This is a genomic window from Methylobacterium sp. 2A, from assembly GCF_009806555.1.
In the GTDB taxonomy this organism is placed as follows: Bacteria; Pseudomonadota; Alphaproteobacteria; order Rhizobiales; family Beijerinckiaceae; genus Methylobacterium.
In genome coordinates this window covers 20,460-38,943 of the sequence record NZ_VUOK01000051.1, presented here as the reverse complement: position 1 = coordinate 38,943, position 18,484 = coordinate 20,460, and the positions used below count along the sequence as shown (strand labels likewise).

General features: G+C 70.6%; 17 protein-coding genes and 1 pseudogene. 9 read left to right on the top strand and 9 right to left on the bottom strand.

What is annotated here, in order from left to right:
• Window positions 1-386 precede the first annotated feature (386 nt).
• A pseudogene (locus FVE89_RS22695) lies at window positions 387-656 on the bottom strand (acyl-CoA dehydrogenase family protein); the annotation flags it as partial.
• Window positions 657-897: 241 nt separating this feature from the next.
• Between FVE89_RS22695 and FVE89_RS22690 the strand changes: the two are divergent.
• Entirely contained in the window at window positions 898-2,586 is a 1,689-nt protein-coding gene (locus tag FVE89_RS22690; RefSeq protein ID WP_160536535.1) for a thiamine pyrophosphate-binding protein, read from the top strand.
• Window positions 2,587-2,685: 99 nt separating this feature from the next.
• On the opposite strand, the gene FVE89_RS22685 is transcribed toward FVE89_RS22690, so the two are convergent.
• The 3 genes from FVE89_RS22685 to FVE89_RS22675 all read right to left on the bottom strand — a co-directional run bounded on the left by FVE89_RS22685 (window position 2,686) and on the right by FVE89_RS22675 (window position 5,006).
• A complete protein-coding gene (locus tag FVE89_RS22685; protein ID WP_160536534.1) occupies window positions 2,686-3,306 on the bottom strand; it encodes a Shedu anti-phage system protein SduA domain-containing protein in 621 nt (206 codons plus the stop codon).
• Window positions 3,307-3,558, bottom strand: coding sequence for a hypothetical protein (locus tag FVE89_RS22680; RefSeq protein WP_160536533.1), 252 nt, complete (start codon window positions 3,556-3,558; stop codon window positions 3,307-3,309). It lies immediately after the preceding gene.
• A gap of 119 nt (window positions 3,559-3,677) precedes the next feature.
• Window positions 3,678-5,006, bottom strand: a complete 1,329-nt coding sequence (locus tag FVE89_RS22675; RefSeq protein WP_160536532.1) for an Nramp family divalent metal transporter — start codon at window positions 5,004-5,006, stop codon at window positions 3,678-3,680.
• 155 nt (window positions 5,007-5,161) lie between these two features.
• Between FVE89_RS22675 and mntR the strand changes: the two genes are divergently transcribed.
• The 3 genes from mntR to FVE89_RS22660 are packed head-to-tail and all read left to right on the top strand — an operon-like array spanning window position 5,162 to window position 6,288.
• Window positions 5,162-5,623, top strand: a complete 462-nt coding sequence (gene mntR / locus FVE89_RS22670; protein WP_160536531.1) for a manganese-binding transcriptional regulator MntR — start codon at window positions 5,162-5,164, stop codon at window positions 5,621-5,623.
• A 51-nt stretch (window positions 5,624-5,674) separates the two neighbouring features.
• The gene (locus FVE89_RS22665) at window positions 5,675-5,935 is read left to right on the top strand and encodes a DUF4926 domain-containing protein (RefSeq protein ID WP_160536530.1); all 261 of its coding nucleotides are present in this window, start codon (window positions 5,675-5,677) and stop codon (window positions 5,933-5,935) included.
• The gene (locus FVE89_RS22660; RefSeq protein ID WP_160536529.1) at window positions 5,932-6,288 is read left to right on the top strand and encodes a DUF6883 domain-containing protein; all 357 of its coding nucleotides are present in this window, start codon (window positions 5,932-5,934) and stop codon (window positions 6,286-6,288) included. The genes FVE89_RS22665 and FVE89_RS22660 overlap by 4 nt, the downstream gene beginning before the upstream one ends.
• An 8-nt stretch (window positions 6,289-6,296) precedes the next feature.
• Here the strand turns inward: FVE89_RS22660 and FVE89_RS22655 are convergent, their stop codons facing one another.
• Window positions 6,297-7,481 (bottom strand): putative zinc-binding peptidase, encoded by a 1,185-nt coding sequence (locus FVE89_RS22655; RefSeq protein WP_160536560.1) that lies wholly within the window; start codon window positions 7,479-7,481, stop codon window positions 6,297-6,299.
• 191 nt (window positions 7,482-7,672) lie between these two features.
• Here FVE89_RS22655 and FVE89_RS22650 point away from each other — a divergent pair, with 191 nt between their 5' ends.
• From FVE89_RS22650 to FVE89_RS22630, 5 genes are all read left to right on the top strand, one after another.
• The gene (locus FVE89_RS22650) at window positions 7,673-10,966 is read left to right on the top strand and encodes a transglutaminase family protein (protein WP_160536528.1); all 3,294 of its coding nucleotides are present in this window, start codon (window positions 7,673-7,675) and stop codon (window positions 10,964-10,966) included.
• A gap of 13 nt (window positions 10,967-10,979) precedes the next feature.
• A complete protein-coding gene (locus FVE89_RS22645) occupies window positions 10,980-13,517 on the top strand; it encodes a circularly permuted type 2 ATP-grasp protein (protein ID WP_160536527.1) in 2,538 nt (845 codons plus the stop codon).
• Window positions 13,514-14,413 carry a transglutaminase family protein gene (locus FVE89_RS22640; RefSeq protein WP_160536526.1) on the top strand — a complete coding sequence of 300 codons (900 nt, stop codon included), beginning with the start codon at window positions 13,514-13,516 and terminating at the stop codon, window positions 14,411-14,413. Before FVE89_RS22645 ends, FVE89_RS22640 begins: the two co-directional genes overlap by 4 nt.
• 108 nt (window positions 14,414-14,521) lie before the next feature.
• Complete coding sequence (locus tag FVE89_RS22635) at window positions 14,522-14,746, top strand: antitoxin MazE-like protein (protein ID WP_160536559.1); 225 nt, start codon at window positions 14,522-14,524, stop codon at window positions 14,744-14,746.
• Window positions 14,743-15,066, top strand: coding sequence for a type II toxin-antitoxin system PemK/MazF family toxin (locus FVE89_RS22630; RefSeq protein ID WP_160536525.1), 324 nt, complete (start codon window positions 14,743-14,745; stop codon window positions 15,064-15,066). The genes FVE89_RS22635 and FVE89_RS22630 overlap by 4 nt, the downstream gene beginning before the upstream one ends.
• A 212-nt stretch (window positions 15,067-15,278) precedes the next feature.
• On the opposite strand, the gene FVE89_RS22620 is transcribed toward FVE89_RS22630, so the two are convergent.
• From FVE89_RS22620 to FVE89_RS22605, 4 genes are all read right to left on the bottom strand, one after another.
• Complete coding sequence (locus FVE89_RS22620) at window positions 15,279-16,979, bottom strand: lysine--tRNA ligase (protein WP_160536524.1); 1,701 nt, start codon at window positions 16,977-16,979, stop codon at window positions 15,279-15,281.
• A 112-nt stretch (window positions 16,980-17,091) separates the two neighbouring features.
• Window positions 17,092-17,370, bottom strand: a complete 279-nt coding sequence (locus FVE89_RS22615; RefSeq protein WP_160536523.1) for a type II toxin-antitoxin system RelE/ParE family toxin — start codon at window positions 17,368-17,370, stop codon at window positions 17,092-17,094.
• Complete coding sequence (locus FVE89_RS22610; protein ID WP_160536522.1) at window positions 17,367-17,594, bottom strand: hypothetical protein; 228 nt, start codon at window positions 17,592-17,594, stop codon at window positions 17,367-17,369. The genes FVE89_RS22615 and FVE89_RS22610 overlap by 4 nt, the downstream gene beginning before the upstream one ends.
• A gap of 64 nt (window positions 17,595-17,658) precedes the next feature.
• Complete coding sequence (locus FVE89_RS22605; protein ID WP_342390095.1) at window positions 17,659-18,483, bottom strand: transporter substrate-binding domain-containing protein; 825 nt, start codon at window positions 18,481-18,483, stop codon at window positions 17,659-17,661.
• Window position 18,484 lies beyond the last annotated feature (1 nt).

Below are 18,484 nucleotides of genomic sequence, written 5' to 3'. Positions count from 1 at the left end.
CCGGAGCGCCGGTTTGGCCCGGGCACAAGAAGCCGCTCACGGTGCGGGCCACAAGCACCCGGACGGCCCCGCCCCGACGCAGTCAACGCCGCGGGCTGGTGCCCCGGCGCGATCGGCCGCGAAGTCGCGCCGGAGGAGCCCGACGCTTGGCACAGGGCTGGGACAGCGCAGGGCGAAACCGCCATCGAAGATCCAGGCTTCCGGATCCGCGGCGGCCTGCCCCGACAGCCGTCTCAGGTGCGCCCGGTCATCCGCGCCGGCACGCCGTCCTTCCGGAGCCGCCACCGCGGCGCGACCCAGGCGGCCCGGATGCACCGGGCGGCGCGGGAGATTGGCGAGCCCCAGGCGCCGCGCAGCAGGACGAGCGCGAACAACGTCGCCCCCAGGAGCCGCCCGAGCGCGAGGCTGCCGGAACCGATGAGGCGCAGCACCTCGGCGAGCGTGCCGGCGCCGGGCTCCTCGCCGAGACCCGCCCCACCGAGCGCGACCGGCACCGGCGCGGCGAGCAGGCCCAGCCGGGCGAGGTCGGCGATATCGGCGCTCGGAAATCCGCCGTCGCGATCCTGGGCGCCGGCGCGGTGCGCCGCCGACAGGGACACCGCGCGCGCCGCGGCTTCGGCATCGCGGCTCAGATCCGGCGGCGTCCGCTGGTCCATGGCGTCCTTCCGACGGATCGCGTCAGGCGGCCTCTCAGCCGCGCGATCGATCGCCTATCCGAACCCCCCGGTTCATGGGCCATTGCTATCTACGACCAGGAGGTGCGCCAGCCGACCAAGAGCCGCGTGCCCGGGCCCTTGACGCAGGTTAAGGGCGGGTTCCCCGGCGTCGGGTCCGGTTCCGAGGCTTGCTCCGAAGCGCGCGTGGTCTAGCCTCGCGTCCGATTCTGCGGGGGCGTACATGGCGATCGAGACTGTGGAAGCGACGAGCCGTCGCCGGGGCGCCGACCTCCTGGTGGAGGTGCTGCGCTCGGAGGGCGTGCGCTACATCTTCGGCAATCCCGGCACCACCGAATTGCCGCTCATCGACGCGCTCACCGAGGCGCCGGACATCGCCTACATCCTCGCCCTGCAAGAGGCGACTGCGGTCGCCATGGCGGACGGCTACGCGCAGGGCGCGCGGCGGCCCGCCTTCCTCAACCTGCACACGGCCGGCGGCCTCGGCCACGCCATGGGCGGGCTGGTGAACTCCCAGGTCTCGGGCACGCCGCTCGTGGTCACCGCCGGGCAGCAGGATCTGCGCCACGCGCTCACCGACCCGCTGCTGATGGGCGACCTCGTGGCCATCGCCGATCCGGTGATGAAATGGGCGCGCGAGGTGACGAGCCCCGACCAGATCCCGATCCTGCTGCGCCGGGCCTTTCACGATGCCGGGGCGGCTCCCTCCGGCCCGGTCTTCCTGTCCCTGCCCATGGACGTGATGGAGGCGATGAGCACGGTCCCGGCGGGCGAGACCTCGACCATCGACCAGCGGGCGGTGGCCGGATCCCTCGACCGGTTGGCCGAAAAGCTCGCCGCGATCGCGCCGGGCCGCCTCGCCCTGATCGCGGGCGACGAGATCGACGCCTCCGACGCCTCGGCGCAGATGGTGGCGCTCGCCGACCTCCTGGCGGCGCCCGTCTACGGCTCGTCCTGGCCGGCCCACATCCCCTTCCCCACCGCCCACCCGCTCTGGGCCGGCAACCTGCCGACCCGGGCGGATGCCATCGCGGAGATCCTCGGGCGCTACGACGCGGTGTTCGCGCTCGGCGGCAAGTCGCTGATCACCGTGCTCTACTCGGAGGTCTCGGCGGTGCCGCCGGGGGTGCAGGTGTTCCAGCTCTCGGCCGACGTGCGCGACCTCGGGCGGACCTACGCCACCTGCCTGTCGACGGTGGGTGACATCCGCGCCTCGCTCGATGCCCTGTTGCCGCTGCTCAGGCCCCGCCTCGCCGACCGGGCCGACGCCTTCGCGGGCTTGCGCGCGCAGGCGGTGACCGCCCGGGCCGAGCGCCGGGCGAAGCTCGCCGCCGCAGCGGATGCGGCCTTCGCGGATCCGGTGATCGCGCCGCTGGTCGCCGCCCGGGAGGTGGCCCGCGCGGTCGGGGCCGAGACCACCATCGTGGACGAGGCGCCGGCGACGCTGACCCACCTGCGCACCTTCCTCGACAGCCCCTCGGCCCACCAATACGCGGCGATGCGCGGCGGCGTGCTCGGCTGGGGCATGCCGGCCGCGGTCGGATTTTCCTTGGGCCTCGACCGCGCGCCCGTGGTCTGCGTCGTTGGCGACGGCGCCGCGCTATACTCGCCGCAGGCCCTGTGGACGGCCGCGCACGAAAAGCTGCCGGTCACCTTCGTGGTGATCAACAACGCCGAGTACAACATCCTCAAGACCTTCATGAAGGGCCAGGCGCACTACGCCTCGGTGCGCGCCAACCGCTTCATCGCCATGGACCTCACCGACCCGCGGATCGACTTTTTGGCCTTGGCCGCCTCGATGGGGGTCCCGGCCCGGCGGGTGACGGCCGCCGCCGACATCGCCCCGGCGATCGAGGCGGGGATCCGGTCGGGGGGCGCCAATCTGGTGGAGGTGGTGGTGCGGGCGACGTGAGCGGGACGCTGCCGACGGGCTCTGCTCGCGGAGAATGTCTGTCCCCACCGGCATGGGAGACCCCTGATCCGGCCGCGGCTCGTTCGCGCTATGCCGTCGTCACGACCAAGTCTTCGCCGCTGCGAGGTTGTCCTCCATGCTGCGCACCATCTCATCATAGGTCAGTACGAGAGCCGGCTGACCTTCTACCTTGAGGTGATCGCGCCGATGCTTGAATCGTTTGCGTTCCACATCATCGGCGAGGCTCGCATCGCGTCCGCAGATGACGGCGTACGCGCTGGTCGTGATCGGGCCGCCGAAGCCGGCGAGTAGGACCGAATCGTTCGGATGGTCGGACCGGACCCAAGCCCAGTCGAGGATCTGACTGAAGCCATGCCCGATCCGGGGCGACCAGAAACGGTACTGGACGGTCCCCCTCCTGAAGATGCTCGTCGCTTCCGCATCCTCGAATTCGACGAGCCCGAACCGGCGCTGGCCGTCATTGCCCAGAACCAAATCGGTGCGGAACATCCCTTTCAGCGCGAGTTCGAACTTGATCATATCCGGAGCCGGCAGGCCCAACGTCGACGCCAACAGGCACGCCATGTGCCGCCGTTTCTTGATCTCGGCGACAATCACGGTCTCGCCAACGAAGCTTGCGGTGGCGAGCCACGCCTTGAAAGAGATCAATTCGGTGTCAGCATGCCGCAAGTCGAACTTGATTCTCTCGAAGCTGCTCATTCAGGCTTGAGCGAACGAATGGTCGACGATCGAGAGGATCTCCGGCTGGCTGTCGGCGGATTGTCGCTGCCAAAGCACGCGCTTGCTTCCGAGGCGGGATACGAATCGGCCACCGCTGATTGGCTTTGTCGTTTCCGGCTGTTCGATCTCATCGCTTGAGAACAGGCGCGTCAACGCTGCTTTCTCGGCATTCGCCAGCAACGCGAGCTGTGTAGAAGCCGGATAGCTGACTTTGAACTTGCCTGCTCTCATGACGCGACTCTCGTAGCACGGATGGAGATCTTCCGCGAGGGTCATGCTTACGGGCCGGCGCCGGTGTTCGACTGGCGATCGCCGGCCCACGTGGCCGTGACGATGCCGGAAAGCCGGGCTCACCCCAACCCCGGCACCGGCACCCCGAAGGCCGCCGCCAGCAGCACTGCGTTGAGCCCCAACACCACCACCGCCCCCGCCACGGCTGCCACCTGGGTGAGCGGACCGTTGGCGAACGGCCCCATCACGCTCCGGCGCCGGGTGAACACCACGAGCGCCACCATCGGCACCGGCAGGGCGAGCGACAGCACCACCTGCGACAGGACCAGCGCCCGGGTCGGGTCGATGCCGATCGCCACCACCACGAAGGCCGGCAGCATGGTCACGAGCCGGCGCACGAGCAGCGGGATGCGCCAGCCGGTGAAGCCCTGCATCACCATCTGCCCGGCGAGCGTCCCCACCACCGAGGAGGAGATGCCGGAGGCGAGCAGCGAGACCAGGAAGGCCGCCCCCGCGGCGGGCCCGAGCAGCGGCGTCAGGGTCCGGTAGGCCTCGCCGATCTCGGCCACTTCGCTGTGGCCGAGATGGAAGGCCGCCGCCGCCATGATCACCATCGCCATGTTGACGAGGCCCGCGAGCAGCAAAGCCACCACCACCTCGCGATTCGAGTAGCGCACCAGCAGGCGCCGGTCGGCTTCGGTCCGGGGATTGCCCCGCCCCTGGGTCAGGCCCGAATGCAGGAACAGCGCGTGCGGCATCACGGTGGCGCCGATGATCCCCACCGCGATGGTCAGCGCCTCCGCGTCCGGAATGTTTGGGGTGACGAGGCCTTTGGCCGCCGCGCCCCAGGCCACCGGCGCCACCAGCAGCTCGACCGCGTAGCAGAGGCCGATCGTGCCGACCATCGCGCCGATGGCGATCTCCAGCGGCCGGAAACCCTCGTGCTCCAAAAGGAGAAACGCGTAGGTGATGATGGCCGTGACCGCCATGCCGGCCATCAGCGGCATGCCGGTGAGCAGCGACAGGCCGATGGCGCCACCCAGGAACTCCGCGAGGTCGGTCGCCATGGCGGCGATCTCGCTGATGCCCCACAGGGCGAGGCGCACCGGGCGGCTCGTCGCGTCCCGGCAATGCTCGGCGAGGTTTTTTCCGGTCACGATCCCGAGCTTGGCCGAGAGCGCCTGGAACAGCATCGCGGTGAGGTTGGCGAGCAGCACCACCCAGAGCAGGCCGTAGCCGTAGCGGGCGCCGGCCTGGATGTTGGTCGCGAAGTTGCCGGGGTCCATGTAGGCGATCGACGCCGTCACGGCGGGGCCTACGAACAGCAGGAACCGGCCGCGGCCGCCCCGGCGCCCGTCGAGGACGTCGCGGATCGCGCCCTCGGTCCGCCGGCTCATCGCCCCCGGCGCGGCGCGAACCGGGGCGGTCGCGGCGTTCGGCGCCACCATGCGAACCCTCTCCTCAAAGATATAGCGTAGGCTATATTCAGGGCTGCGGCCGTCAGATTCAAGGGGCTCGTATCGCGTCTGCGGGACTCCCCTGCCGGTGCGGGTTTTTGCTAGACAGGGGCGAGGCGGCGCATGCGTGCCGAGAGGGAGAGCCCATGCAGGAACCGTCCGAGCAGGGCGCGCCCGAGACCGCGCTGGTCGATCCCGAGCGCCACGTCGAGAGTTTTCGTCAGGCCCGCGAGGCCCGGCGCTCCGAGCTCGTCGAGGATTACGTCGAGCTGATCGACGACCTGATCGGCGACGGCGGCGAGGCGCGGCAGGTGGACATCGCGGCGCGCCTCGGCGTGGCGCAGCCGACCGTCGCCAAGATGCTGAAGCGCCTGTGCGAGGACGGGTTCGTCCAGCAGCGGCCCTATCGCGGCGTGTTCCTGACCGAGTCCGGCCGCCGGCTTGCCGCCCAGGCCCGGGAGCGCCATCGGATCGTCGAGCGCTTCCTCTGCGCGCTGGGGGTGAGTTCCGAGACGGCCCGGCGGGATGCCGAGGGGATCGAGCACCATGTCAGCGCCGAGACGCTCGCGGCGTTCCGCGCCTTCGCGGAGCGGCATGGGCGGACGTGAGGGGCAAGGGTCTGCGTTGCGATTGAGAGACAGAGGATTATCGTGTGCGCCATGCGAGCCCAGCTTCCGAAAACGCCGGTGCCGCCCGTCGGGGTTGAGACGGACGGTCCGGTCCGCGAACTCGATCGGGTGCGGGTTCTCCAGGCCGTAACGGGCGACGACGACCTGACGGTGCCGGTTGGCGCGACGGGAACCGTGGTCGCGGTCTATGCCGACGGCGCGGCGTTCGAGGTCGAGTTTACGGAGCCCGTCGACACGCTGGCGACGGTCGAGGCCGCTGCGGTGCGCCTCGTCGAACGGGCGGTCAGGTGACCCTGGGTGAAGCGGACTGGCCATCCCGCTTTCTCATCGCCCCCGCCAAGATAACGGCTTATCTGCTCAATCCGGATCACAAGGACGGCGCCGCGAAATGCCGCTTCCTCGCGGCATTCGGCTTCACGCCGAACAACCCGAATGACCTCAGGGACGCGCTACACAGGCACTGTTGCCGGGCGAATTTCCGGGGCGTCCGTCCCGGCTATGAGGCCATCAAGCTCTACTTCGAGGGGCCGCTCGCAGCATTGATTGGGCTGGACCCGCAGGTCAGAACCGTCTGGCAGATCGATGACGGCGACCCGTCGCGGACGGCCCGGTTCATTACCCTGAAACCGCTCCCGCGCCGGTAAAACTGTCCTCACACCGTCGGCGCCGCCACCTTCTGGCGCAGGCCCATGATCACCGCGCGCAGCATCTCGGCCCCCGCCTCGCCGGCATCCGGCAGGGTGCCGGTGCGCGACGCGTAGATCCGCTCGTGCACGAAGGCGAGCTTGGCGATCACCGTGGGCGTCAGCTTGAACGGGTAGAGCGCCGGCTGGCCCATGCTGTGGGACAGCGAGTTGATCGCGTAGGTCAGCGGCAGCCACGCGGCGATCAGCCGGTCGAGGTCGAGGGTGTTGTAGGGGTCGAAATCGATCACCGTCGGCGCCTGGGCACCCTGACGCAGGCGCGGGCGGACATGCAGCTCGAAGGTCGAGGCGGTCTCCACCGTGTCGACGATGTGCAGGTAATGCGCGAAGGTCTCGGCGAAATCCTCCCAGGGATGGGCGGTGGCGTAGGCCGAGACGTAGGATTCGTCCCAGTCGGACGGCGCCCCCTTGGCGTAATGGTCCTGCAGGGCCTGGACGTAGTTGTGGCGCTCGTCGCCGAACAAAGCCCGGAAGGGCTCCCAAGTGGGGCTGTTCAGCACCAGCAGATACCAGAAATAATGCCCGATCTCGTGCCGGAAATGGCCGAGCAGGGTGCGGTAATGCTCGCCGAACAGGATCCGGCGGCGCTCCCGCTCGACATCGTCGGCCTCGGCGATGTTCATGGTGATCAGGCCGTTGATATGGCCCGTCAGCACCGGCGGCCCGCCGGAAAAGCTCTCGGCGGGGTCGACCAGGAAGTCGAAGGCCAGCCCGTCCGTATACTGGGCGCGGGTGGCGAGCGGCAGTTCCAGGCGCAGCAGCGAGTAGAACAGCCGGTGCTTGGCGGCCTCGATCTGGCGCCAGCGGGTCAGGTTCCAGCCCTGCGACAGGTCCGGAACCACCCGGTTGTGGCGGCAGGCGGTGCAGAAGATGTCCGGGCTGTCCTCCGGCACCAGCCAGTTGCAGGCCTCCGAGAGGGCGTTGTTGCACAGGCGGTAGCGGCCGCCGGGATCCGCATAGGCGTGGAACACCTGCGCGCCGCCCATGCGCGGGTGCGCCGAGAGCCCCTGCGGCTCCAGGGCCGAGACCTCGTGGACCTTGCACACGTAGCCGAGGCGCCGGGCGCAGCTCTCGCAGGCGGTCGCCTCGAAGGTGACCGGCTGGTCGCAGGCCTGGCACTGGAAGATCTTCATCGGGCCGCCCCGGGCCGGCATCCGGCCCATCTGCCGGTCAAGCGGGGCCGCGTGGCAAAGTTCCTGCCAGAAGCCCGAGCCGCCGCACGGAAATTGCTTGTCGGCCGGTCTATAGCGCATAACGGCGCGGTGGGGTCCGGCGCCCGGGACCGGCATCGAGAACCGCGTTCGATTCTTTCGACGGAGCCATCGTGTCGATCAAAGCCGCCCTGCACCACGTCACGCATTATCGCTACGACCGGCCGATCAGCCTGGGCCCTCAGGTGATCCGCCTGCGCCCGGCCCCGCACGCGCGCACCAAGGTCCCGGCCTACGCGCTGACGGTGACGCCCGCCAACCACTTCCTGAACTGGCAGCAGGATCCGAGCGGCAACTGGCTCGCCCGCCTCGTCTTCCCGGAAAAGACCGACGAATTGAAGATCGAGGTCGACCTCACCGCCGACATGGCGGTGATCAACCCGTTCGATTTCTTCGTGGAGGATTACGCGCAGGTTCGGCCCTTCGCGTACGACCCAGACCTCGCCGAGGAGCTGGCCCCCTACCGCACCCCCGTCGATGCGGAGGGCCCCGAGATGGAGGCGCTGCTCGCGCGGCTCCCCGAGGAGCCCAGCACCGTCCAGTTCCTGGTGGCCCTGAACGCCCAGATCGCCCGGGAGACCGCCTATGGCGTCCGCATGGAGCCCGGCGTCCAGACCCCCGCCGAGACCCTGCGGCTCAAGAGCGGATCGTGCCGGGATTCCGCGTGGCTGTTCGTGCAGGTGCTGCGCCGGATCGGCTTCGCGGCCCGGTTCGTCTCCGGCTACCTGATCCAGCTCGTGCCCGACACGACCGCGGTGGACGGCCCCACCGGCGCGTCTGCGGACTTCACCGACCTGCACGCCTGGGCCGAGGTTTACCTGCCGGGCGCCGGCTGGGTCGGCCTGGACGCGACCTCGGGCCTGCTCACCGGCGAGGGCCACATCCCGCTGGCCGCCACGCCGCATTACCGCTCGGCCGCGCCGATCTCCGGGGCGATGGAGCCGGCCAAGACCGAGTTCGACTTCCAGATGACGATCACCCGGGTCGCCGAGACGCCGCGGATCACCAAGCCGTTCTCCGATACGGTCTGGGCCGCCATGGACGCGCTGGGTGAGCGGGTCGATGCCGACCTCGTGGCGCAGGACGTGCGGCTCACCATGGGCGGCGAGCCGACCTTCGTGTCGGTGGACGATTTCGAATCGCCGGAATGGAACATCGCCGCGGTCGGCCCGACCAAGCGCAGCCTCGCCGACCAGCTGATCCGGCGCCTGCGCGACCGGTTCGGGCCGGGCGGCCTGCTCCATTACGGCCAGGGCAAGTGGTATCCCGGCGAGAGCCTGCCCCGCTGGGCCTTCGCACTCTACTGGCGCAAGGACGGCAAGCCGATCTGGCGGAACCCGGATCTGATCGCGCCGGAGGTGGTCGCGGGCCAGGAGGGCCAAGCCGCCACCGCGCAGGCCACCATCACGCAGGCGAAGGCGCTCGCCGACGCGCTGGCCCGCCGCCTCGGCCTTTCCGACTTCGTCTTCCCGGCCTTCGAGGACGGCGAGCTCTGGGAGAAGAAGGTCGCCGCGCTGCCGGTCAACGTCACGCCCGCAGCGGCCCGGTCCGGCTCGGTGGAGTTCGACGCCCGGATCAGGCGCGTCTACGCGCGGGGCCTGGGTGAGGCGGCGGGCTACGTCCTGCCGCTGGCGAGCCTGCCCACCGGCAAGGCCGGCGATAGCGATCGGGTCTGGATCTCGGAGAGGTGGGATTTCCGCCGCGGGGCCGCCTTCCTGGTGCCGGGGGACTCGCCGGTGGGTTTCCGCCTGCCCCTGTCGTCCCTGCCCTACGTGCCGCCGGAGCACTACCCCTACTACCAGCCGCAGGATCCCCTGGAGCCCCGCGCCGCCCTCCCCGACGGGCATCCCGGCGCGAAAACCGCCAACGGCGCGGGGATCGCCGGCGTCGCGGTGCGCACGGCGCTGTCGATCGAGCCCCGGGACGGGGTGGTGCGGGTGTTCATGCCGCCGGTGCAGCGCGCCGACGAGTATCTCGAACTCGCCGGGCATCTCGAGGCGGCCGCCGCGGAGCTGAACCTGCCGATCCAGATCGAGGGCTACGAGCCGCCCTACGATCCGCGGATCGGCGTGATCAAGGTGACGCCCGACCCGGGCGTGATCGAGGTGAACGTCCACCCGGCCGCCTCCTGGCGGGAGGCGGTTGCCATCACCACCGACCTCTACGCCGAGGCCCGCCAGACCCGGCTCGGCGCGGAGAAGTTCATGGTCGACGGCCGCCACACCGGCACCGGCGGCGGCAACCACGTCGTGATGGGCGGCGTCACGCCGGACGATTCCCCGTTCCTGCGCCGGCCCGACCTGCTGAAGAGCCTCGTGCTCTACTGGCAGCGCCACCCGGCGCTCTCGTACCTGTTCTCGGGCCTCTACATCGGGCCGACGAGCCAGGCGCCGCGCATGGACGAGGCCCGCCACGACGGGCTCTACGAGCTGGAGATCGCGCTGGCCCAGGTGCCGGCCCCCGACGCGCCCAACATCCCGCGCTGGCTGGTCGACCGGATCTTCCGCAACATCCTCGTGGACGTCACCGGCAACACTCACCGGGCCGAGATCTGCATCGACAAGCTCTACTCGCCGGACGGCCCGACCGGGCGCCTCGGCCTCCTGGAATTCAGGGCCTTCGAGATGCCGCCGGACGCGCGGATGAGCCTCGCGCAGCAACTCCTGCTCCGCGCCCTCGTGGCCTGGCTGTGGCGCGAGCCGCAGACCGGGAGTTGTGTCCGCTGGGGCACGAACCTCCACGATCGCTTCATGCTCCCGCATTTCCTCTGGTCCGACTTCCTCGGGGTGCTGGAGGATCTCCGGACGGCGGGCTACGCTTTCGACCCGGTCGCCTTCGAGGCGCAGGCCCTGTTCCGGTTCCCCGTCTTCGGCACGGTCGAGCAGGGCGGGGTCCGGATGGAGCTGCGCCAGGCGCTGGAGCCCTGGCACGTGATGGGCGAGGAAGGGACCAGCGGGGGCACCGTGCGCTTCGTCGACAGCTCGGTCGAGCGGCTGCAGATCAGGGTCGAGGGCTTCGTGCCCGAGCGGCACGTCATCGCCTGCAACGGCCGACGCCTGCCCATGACCGGAACCGGCCGCGGCGGCGAGGCCGTGGCGGGCCTGCGCTTCAAGGCGTGGCAGCCGGCCTCCTCGCTGCACCCGACCATCCCCGCCCACGCACCGCTGACCTTCGACATCCTCGATGCCTGGAGCGGGCGCTCGCTCGGCGGCTGCCGCTACCACGTCGCCCATCCGGGCGGCCGCAACTACGAGACCCATCCGGTCAACGCCTACGAGGCCGAGGGGCGGCGCCTCGCCCGGTTCCAGCCGCACGGCCACACCCCGGGCCGGGTCGAGATGCCCCGGCCGGAATCGAGCGCGGAATTCCCGCTGACCCTCGACCTGCGCACGCCGGCCCCGCAATGACCGGGGGGTCGTGATGGAGGCGGCGCTCGCGGAGAGCCTCGCCCGGACCGAGCCGGCGGAGGATCCGCGGGCGCGCGTCGCTCGTTGGGCCGCGGATTACCGCCCGGCCCCGGGCCGGCCGGACGAGTTCCTGGGTCCCGACGGCCAGCCCCGCGGGGCCTGGCCGCGCCTCCTCGACCATCTCGGCGGCCTCACCGAGCCGGAGATCATGGCCCGGTTCGTCGCGGCGGAGCGGCACATCCGGGACGCGGGTATCTCGTTCCGCATCGCCGGCGACCAGCGCGAGCATCCCTGGCCGCTCGGCTGCCTGCCCCTGGTGATCGAGGGCGCCGAGTGGGAGGCGCTGAGCGCCGGCATCGTCCAGCGCGCGGAGCTGATGGAGGCGATCCTCGCCGACGTCTACGGGGATGGACGGCTGGTCGCGGAGGGCCTGCTCCCCGCCGCGATCGTGGCCGGCACGCCCGAATTCCTGCACCCGCTCCACGGGGTCGTGCCCCCCGGCGGCCATTACCTGAAGCTCTACGCCGCCGATCTGGGCCGGGGGCCGGACGGGCGCTGGCAGGTCCTGGCCGACCGGACGCAGGCGCCCTCGGGCCTCGGCTGGGCGCTGGAGAACCGCATGGTCCTGGCCCGGACCTTCCCGGAGTTCTTCCAGGACCTGAACGTCGAGCGCCTGCCGGCCTTCTTCCAGGCCTTTCGCGACGGGCTGACGCTGGGGGCCGAGCGGATCGACCCGCGGATCTGCCTGCTGACCTCCGGCCCCTACAGCAGCACCTATGTCGAGCAGGCGGCGCTCGCCCGCTATCTCGGCCTGATGCTGGTGGAGGGCGACGACCTCGTCATGCAGGACGGGCGCCTGCATGTCCGCACCGTCTCGGGCCTGAAGCGCGCCGACGCCCTGTGGCGGCGGATCGATGCCGACTTCCTCGACCCCCTGGAGTTGAACCCGGCCTCCCGGCTCGGCGTCCCCGGCATCCTGGAGGCCCTGCGCAACGGCTCCCTGGTGGTGACCAACATGCCGGGCTCGGGGCTCGTCGAGTCGGCGGCGCTCGCCCCCTATCTCGATGGCATCGCCCGCCGGGTGCTGGGCGAGCCCCTGCGGCTCGGCCATCCGCGGACATGGTGGTGCGGCGACCTCGAGGGTTTGGCGTATGCCCAGGCCAATCTCGACAGCCTGACCCTGCGCCCGGCCGCCACGCCCCAGCGCGGGGCCGGGCGCGACGCGATCCTGGCGGGTCCGGCCCTGGCGGCGGAGCGGGCGCGGGTCGTGGCGGCCCTGCGCGACCGGCCGTTCGACTACGTCGCCCAGGAGGCCGCGCCGCTCTCGACCATGCCGGGCTGGGAGCGCGGCCCGGACGGGCTCACCCTGGTGCCCCGCCCCTTCGTGGTCCGCGTCTTCGCCACGCGCACGCCCCTCGGCTGGCAGGTCATGCCCGGGGGCTTCTGCCGGGTCTCGGAGCGCGAGGACGTCGATCCGATCGAGCTGCGGCTCGGCATCCGCTCGGCGGATGTCTGGGTGCTCTCGGAAAAGCCGATCGCCGCGCCCCTGATCGGCTCGCACGCGGCGCCACGGGTGCGGCGGGTCGGCGGCCACCTCCCCGCCCGGGCGGCCGACGGCCTGTTCTGGCTCGGCCGCTACCTGGAGCGCGCCGAGGCGGTGATCCGGCTGGTGCTGGCCCACCTGCGCAGCGTCGGCGACGCGGTCGGCACCGACATCTCGGGCGCCCTCGACACGCCGGCCGCCCTGGCTTTGCGCGGTCTCCTGCACGAATGGGCCGCGATCGGCGCGGCCGACCTGCCCACCGCCCGCCTCGCCCAGGAGGCGCTCTCCGGGCGCGAGCGGCCGGGCTCGGCCTGGGCCCATATCGGATCGGCCCGCCGCAACGCCGCCGCCCTGCGCGCCCGCCTCTCCGGCGAGGTCTGGCGGGTGCTGGCGGATCTCAGCGAGCTCCTCTCCCTCGACACCGACCGGGCGCTGACCGAATCCCAGCTCACGGGCCGCGCCGAGCGGGCTCTGAGCCAGCTCGCGGCGCTCTCCGGCCTCACCCACGAGAACATGAGCCGGGCGGAGGGCTGGCACTTCGTCGAGCTCGGACGGCGGATCGAGCGGGCGATCAACACCTGCACCTTCGCGCTGGCCTTCGCCAACGACGAGGCGACGCCGGGCTGCCTCGGGGTGATGCTGTCGCTCTGCGATTCGCAGATCAGCTACGGCCGCCGCTACCTGCAGGGGGCCTCCCTCGATCCCGTGCGCGACATGGTGCTGCTCGACCCCTACAACCCGCGCTCGATCGCCTTCCAGGCGGAGGCGATCACCCGGCACCTCGCCGACCTGCCGGCGCTCGCCGCCGACGGCATCCCGGAGCCGCATCACCGCCTCGCGACCCGCATCCTGGCCGACCTGCGCAGCGGCGAGGCGGCCGATTTCGATGCCGTCCGCCTCACCACCCTGGAGACCGACCTCGAACGCCTCGCCGACGGGATCGCGGCGCGCTACTTCCCCGCCGGGCCGAACGCCCTGCGCCCGGAAAAACTGACAGGCCTCGCGTGATCTACACGCTGCGCCATCGCACGACCTACCGCTACGGCCGGCCGGTGCGCTTCGCCCGCTGCACCCTCCGGCTCAAGCCGCAGGACGGCGAGGGCCAGAGCGTGCTGGCGAGCGCCGTCACGATCGACCCGAGCCCCGCCACCGCGGTGACGCGGCACGACTATTTCGGGATCGACGCGCTGGCGATCACCCTGGAGACGCCCCACACCACGTTCAGCGTCGAGGCGCTGTCCACCGTGCGGGTCGAGCGCCCCGAGCCGCCGCCGCCGGAATCCGGGACGGCGTGGGAGCAGGTCCGCGACGCGGTGGTGGCGGGCCGCGACCTCGGCGGCCGGGCGCCGGTGCATTTCCTGTATCCGAGCGGCCGGGTTCCGCTGCTGCCCGAGGTGACCGATTACGCGCGGCCGAGCTTTTCCGCCGGCCGCAGCGCCTACGGGGCGGCCCATGACCTGATGCTGCGGATCGGCCGGGATTTCCGCTTCGATTCCCGGGCTACCAACGTCTACACGCCGCTTTCCGAATCCTTCGCGCTGCGGGCCGGGGTCTGCCAGGATTTCGCCCACGTGATGATCGCGGGCCTGCGGGGCATGGGCCTGCCGGCCGCCTATGTCAGCGGCTACCTGCGCACGGTGCCGCCGCCGGGCCGCCCGCGCCTGCGCGGGGCGGATGCGAGCCACGCCTGGGTGGCGGTCTGGTGCGGCGCGGGCTGGATGGGCCTCGATCCGACCAACGGCGTCGCGGTGCGGGACGACCACATCGTGGTGGCGCGCGGCCGGGATTACGGCGACGTGGCGCCGGTCGACGGCATCGTCAGCGGCTCGGGCAAGCAGCGCCTCAAGGTCGAGGTGGACGTCATTCCGGATACCGAGACGCAGGATCTCGCGCTGGTGGGGTGAGGCGAGTCCGGTTGCGAAGATGGGAAGGTCCAGGGTTCTGCCCTCTTCGTCTTGACGGACTTCAACCCGCCTTCTTGCATGTTACATGTAACTGAATGCGAGATGCGGATGGGCACGCCTGTCGTCGAGAGAGTTCGAAAGCGTCGAGCGGCTCTGCGCGCGGCCGGGCTCCGGCCGGTGCAGATCTGGGTTCCGGACTCGAGCCAGCCAGGTTTCGCCGACGAATGCCGGCGCCAGTCACTGCTCGTGGCGGAGGCCGATGCGGCCGATGATGAGTTGAACGCCTTCCTCGACGCCGCTCTCGCCGACCTCGACGATCCGGCCGAGCCGTGAGGCGCGGCGATCTCGTCACCGTCGCTATGGCGGGCGATTCCGGAAAGCCTCGTCCGGCACTCGTGATCCAGGCTGACACCTTCGCACAGACCAGTTCAGTGACGGTCCTGCTGCTCTCGTCGACGCAAATGGATGCACCGCTGATCCGGCTGTCCGTGCAGCCGACACCTCAGAACGGCTTGAACAAGCCGTCTCAAATTCAGATCGACAAGGTCATGACGGTGAGGCGGGTGAGAGTCGGGCCGCCAATCGGGCGCCTTGATGACGCGACCCTATTGGCCGTGACCCGATCCCTCGCGCTATTTCTCGGCGTCGCGTAGCGTCGACGGCTGCCGAACCCGGCCCTCACCACATCGTCTTCGCGGCCCGCTCCGGCCATTCCGCATCGTAGCGCTGGCCACCGACCTCCCCCGCGATCAGCGCCGCGTAGTCCGGCGTGACCAAGGCCGCCACCTCGCCGTGGAGGCGGCCGCCAGCGCCGCGTGGTAGATCGCCTCCAGCGCCGCGAGGCTGTCGACGATCATCGCGGGGCTCAGGCAGCCGTCTTGCCCGCCGCGAAGGCTTCGTGCTCGGCCACCAGCGCCCCCGACAGGGCCGAGGCGATCAGCCCCCGCGTCTCCTCCACCCCGTAGAGGGCCACGAAGGAGCCGAACCGGGGTCCCCGCGCCTCGCCGAACAGCACGTTGTAGAGGCTCGTGAACCACGCCTGCGACACGCCGGGCCGCCCGTCCGGGCTCTTGGCCTTGCCGGACGTGTCGGGGAAGTGGCGCCGGCCGACCTCGTAGACCGCCGCCTGCAGGGCCTCCGGATCGGTGGAGCCGGTGTGCTCCTTGAGCGTCTCCGAGAGATCCTCCAGGGCTGCCCGCTCCTCGGATGTCGGCGCCCGGTAGGTCTTGGCCGGCCGCACGAAATCCGAAAAGTACTTCAGGGCGTGGACCACCAGCCGGTCGAGGCCCGGATGGGTCTCCGGCCCGGTCTGCGGCGCGTAGCGGCGGATGAAGCCCCACAGCACCGCCGGATCCTCGGTGTTGGCCACCGCCGCGAGGTTGAGCAGCATCGCGAAGGTCAGGCTCGCGCCCTCGACCCGCTCGGGCTCCGGCGGGTTGCCGGCATGGAGGTGCCAGACCGGGTTGCCGAGGCGCAGCTTCGCGTCCTGGCCGGGATAGCGGTCGAGGAAGCCGATATACTCGTCCACGTGCCGGGGGATCACGTCGAAGAACAGCCGCTTGGCCTCCCGCGGCTTGTTGTACATGAACAGGGCGAGCGAGTCCGGCGTGCCGTATTTGAGCCAGTCGTCGATCGTCAGGCCGTTGCCCTTCGACTTCGAGATCTTCTGGCCCTTCTCGTCGAGGAACAGCTCGTAATTGAAGCCCTCCGGCGGCTCGCCGCCGAGCGCCCGGGCGATCTTGCCCGAGAGCTTCACCGAATCGATCAGGTCCTTGCCGGCCATCTCGTAATCGACGCCGAGCGCGACCCAGCGCATCGCCCAGTCGGGCTTCCATTGCAGCTTGGCGTGGCCGCCGGTCACCGGAGTCTCGTAGCGCTCGCCCGTCTCGGGATCGCGCCACACGATGGTGCCGCTCCCGGCCTTCACTTCATCGATCGGCACCTGCATCACGTGGCCGGTGACCGGGTGGAGCGGCAGGAACGGGGAATAGCTCGCCGAGCGCTCGGCGCGCAGCGACGGCAGCATGATCTCCATCACGGAATCGTAGCGTTCGAGCACGCGCAGGAGCGTCGCGTCGAACACGCCCGCGCGGTAGCATTCGGTCGCCGAGCGGAACTCGTAGGCGAACCCGAAGGCGTCGAGGAAGCGGCGCAGTTCGGCGTTGTTGTGCGCCCCGAAGCTGTCATGGGTGCCGAACGGGTCCGGCACGCGGGTGAGCGGCTGGTTGAGATGGGCGGCCAGCATCTCCCGGTTCGGGACGTTGTCGGGCACCTTGCGCAGCCCGTCCATGTCGTCCGAGAAGGCGATCAGCCGGGTCGGCACCGCGTCGCGGGTCAGTACCCGGAAGGCGTGGCGCACCATCGAGGTGCGGGCGACCTCGCCGAACGTGCCGATATGCGGCAGCCCCGAGGGACCGTAGCCGGTCTCGAACAGCACCTCGCGCTTGCCGGATTTCTCCAGCCGGGCCACGAGCTTGCGCGCCTCCTCGAAGGGCCAGGCGGCGGCGTTGGCGGCGGCCTCGATGGTGTCGGGATCGAGGGTCAGGGCTGGGGGTGCGGCGGACATGTCTTCGGGATGTGAGGGAAACGCGGAGCGCGCACCCTAGAGCGGTTCGCACCGGAGCGGAACGCCCGGGGGGCAACCGGCGTCGTTATTGCCCGCAACGATGCGGGTGGGGTCAGACGTGGGACCGGCGCGCACTGTGTCGAAAGCCCAATAGGACAACCTCATCTGCGCGGACGCGGTACGTGATCGCGTATGGGTAGGGGCGCACGACAAGGCGCCGAATACCGGGCCGCGCGGTCACGGTGCCCGCGAAGGGATGGTGCAGAAGCAGGTCTATCGCAGCCTGAACGCGGTGTTGGACATGCCGCGCGCCCTGCGGGTTCCGCTGATCGATATAGGTAAGCACCCGATCGAGCTGGGCTGCGGCAGGGCGGGTGATCCGCAGCTTCACAGACCATACTTGGCCCAGATGGCGCGGATCTCCGCCTCGGTCGCGAAGTCGCCCCGCGCCTCGGCGGCCTCGGACTCGTCGAGTTCGGCTGCCTCTTCCGGGGTGAACCGGTAGACCGAATCCTCATCCCCCACGAAGGCCAGCATCAGGCGGGCGATCTCGTCCTGAAGGTCCGGCGACAGGTCGCGCGCCTTCGCCACGGCCTTTTCGAGCAGATCCGTCATGGTGCCATCCGACAGCCGAAGCACGCCGGACAGGATTCCCGATTCCCGCCGGCGATGAAAGCCCTCAGAACGGGCTGACGGGGAAGAACCGCAGGTACAATTCGGTGTACTTCCCGTCGTCCCAGACCCGCTGGAGTGCGTCGTCCAGCGCCCGGGAGAGCGCCGCATCCTCCTGGCGGGTGATCAGGCCGATCCCCTCCCCGAAATAGCGGTTCTCCAGATAGTCGCCGCCGGTGAGCGCGCAGCAATTTTCCGCGTCCTGGCCGCCGACATAGAGGGCGAGGTTCAGGCCGTCGGCGAACAGATAGTCGATCTCGCCGCGCTTGAGCGCGCTCTCGGCCGCCGTCAGATCGGTGAAGTCCTTGGGGACGGCTTTCGGGAAGAACGCTTTCAGGTAGGCCGCATGCGCGCTGTTGCCGATCACCCCGACGCTTCGGCCGGCGAGTGCCGCTGCCGAGGGGACCGGCAGGCCCTTGTCGGTCCGTGCCGCGAAGCGCGCCGGCCAGCGGAAATACGGCCGGGTCGCCAAAAATTTCTCGCGCAGCTTCGCCGTCAGGGGGATCGCGGCGGCGATCACGTCGCCCTGCTTACTGTCCAGCGCGTCGAGCAGGGTGTCGAAGCGGCGCGCCTGCACCGTGCAGGTGATCGCGAGCTTCTCGCAGACCGCGCGGGCGAGCTCGACCACGAAGCCCGTCGGGTTGCCGTCGGGGCCGGCGAAGTGCAGCGGCGGGAACTCGTCGTCCGTGAGGAAGCGAACCGCCCGGCCGGTCTGGGGCGCCTCCACCCGCTCGCCGCGGCTGCGCGGGTTCCAGAAATCCGGCACCGTCACGGCGGGCGTCGCGGCCTGGGGTTCCGCGGCGGCGGCGCCCCGCTGCGGCCCAGCCCATATG

Excerpts from the sequence above, each read along its gene's own strand:
- FVE89_RS22690 (WP_160536535.1), top strand. The coding sequence starts at position 898 with ATGGCGATCGAGACTGTGGAAGCGACGAGCCGTCGCCGGGGCGCCGAC.
- FVE89_RS22655 (WP_160536560.1), bottom strand. The coding sequence starts at position 7,481 with ATGAAGATCTTCCAGTGCCAGGCCTGCGACCAGCCGGTCACCTTCGAG.
- FVE89_RS22635 (WP_160536559.1), top strand. The coding sequence starts at position 14,522 with ATGGGCACGCCTGTCGTCGAGAGAGTTCGAAAGCGTCGAGCGGCTCTG.
- mntR (WP_160536531.1), top strand. The coding sequence starts at position 5,162 with ATGCAGGAACCGTCCGAGCAGGGCGCGCCCGAGACCGCGCTGGTCGAT.
- FVE89_RS22665 (WP_160536530.1), top strand. The coding sequence starts at position 5,675 with ATGCGAGCCCAGCTTCCGAAAACGCCGGTGCCGCCCGTCGGGGTTGAG.
- FVE89_RS22675 (WP_160536532.1), bottom strand. The coding sequence starts at position 5,006 with ATGGTGGCGCCGAACGCCGCGACCGCCCCGGTTCGCGCCGCGCCGGGG.
- FVE89_RS22620 (WP_160536524.1), bottom strand. The coding sequence starts at position 16,979 with ATGTCCGCCGCACCCCCAGCCCTGACCCTCGATCCCGACACCATCGAG.
- FVE89_RS22645 (WP_160536527.1), top strand. The coding sequence starts at position 10,980 with ATGGAGGCGGCGCTCGCGGAGAGCCTCGCCCGGACCGAGCCGGCGGAG.
- FVE89_RS22680 (WP_160536533.1), bottom strand. The coding sequence starts at position 3,558 with ATGAGAGCAGGCAAGTTCAAAGTCAGCTATCCGGCTTCTACACAGCTC.
- FVE89_RS22610 (WP_160536522.1), bottom strand. The coding sequence starts at position 17,594 with ATGACGGATCTGCTCGAAAAGGCCGTGGCGAAGGCGCGCGACCTGTCG.
- FVE89_RS22685 (WP_160536534.1), bottom strand. The coding sequence starts at position 3,306 with ATGAGCAGCTTCGAGAGAATCAAGTTCGACTTGCGGCATGCTGACACC.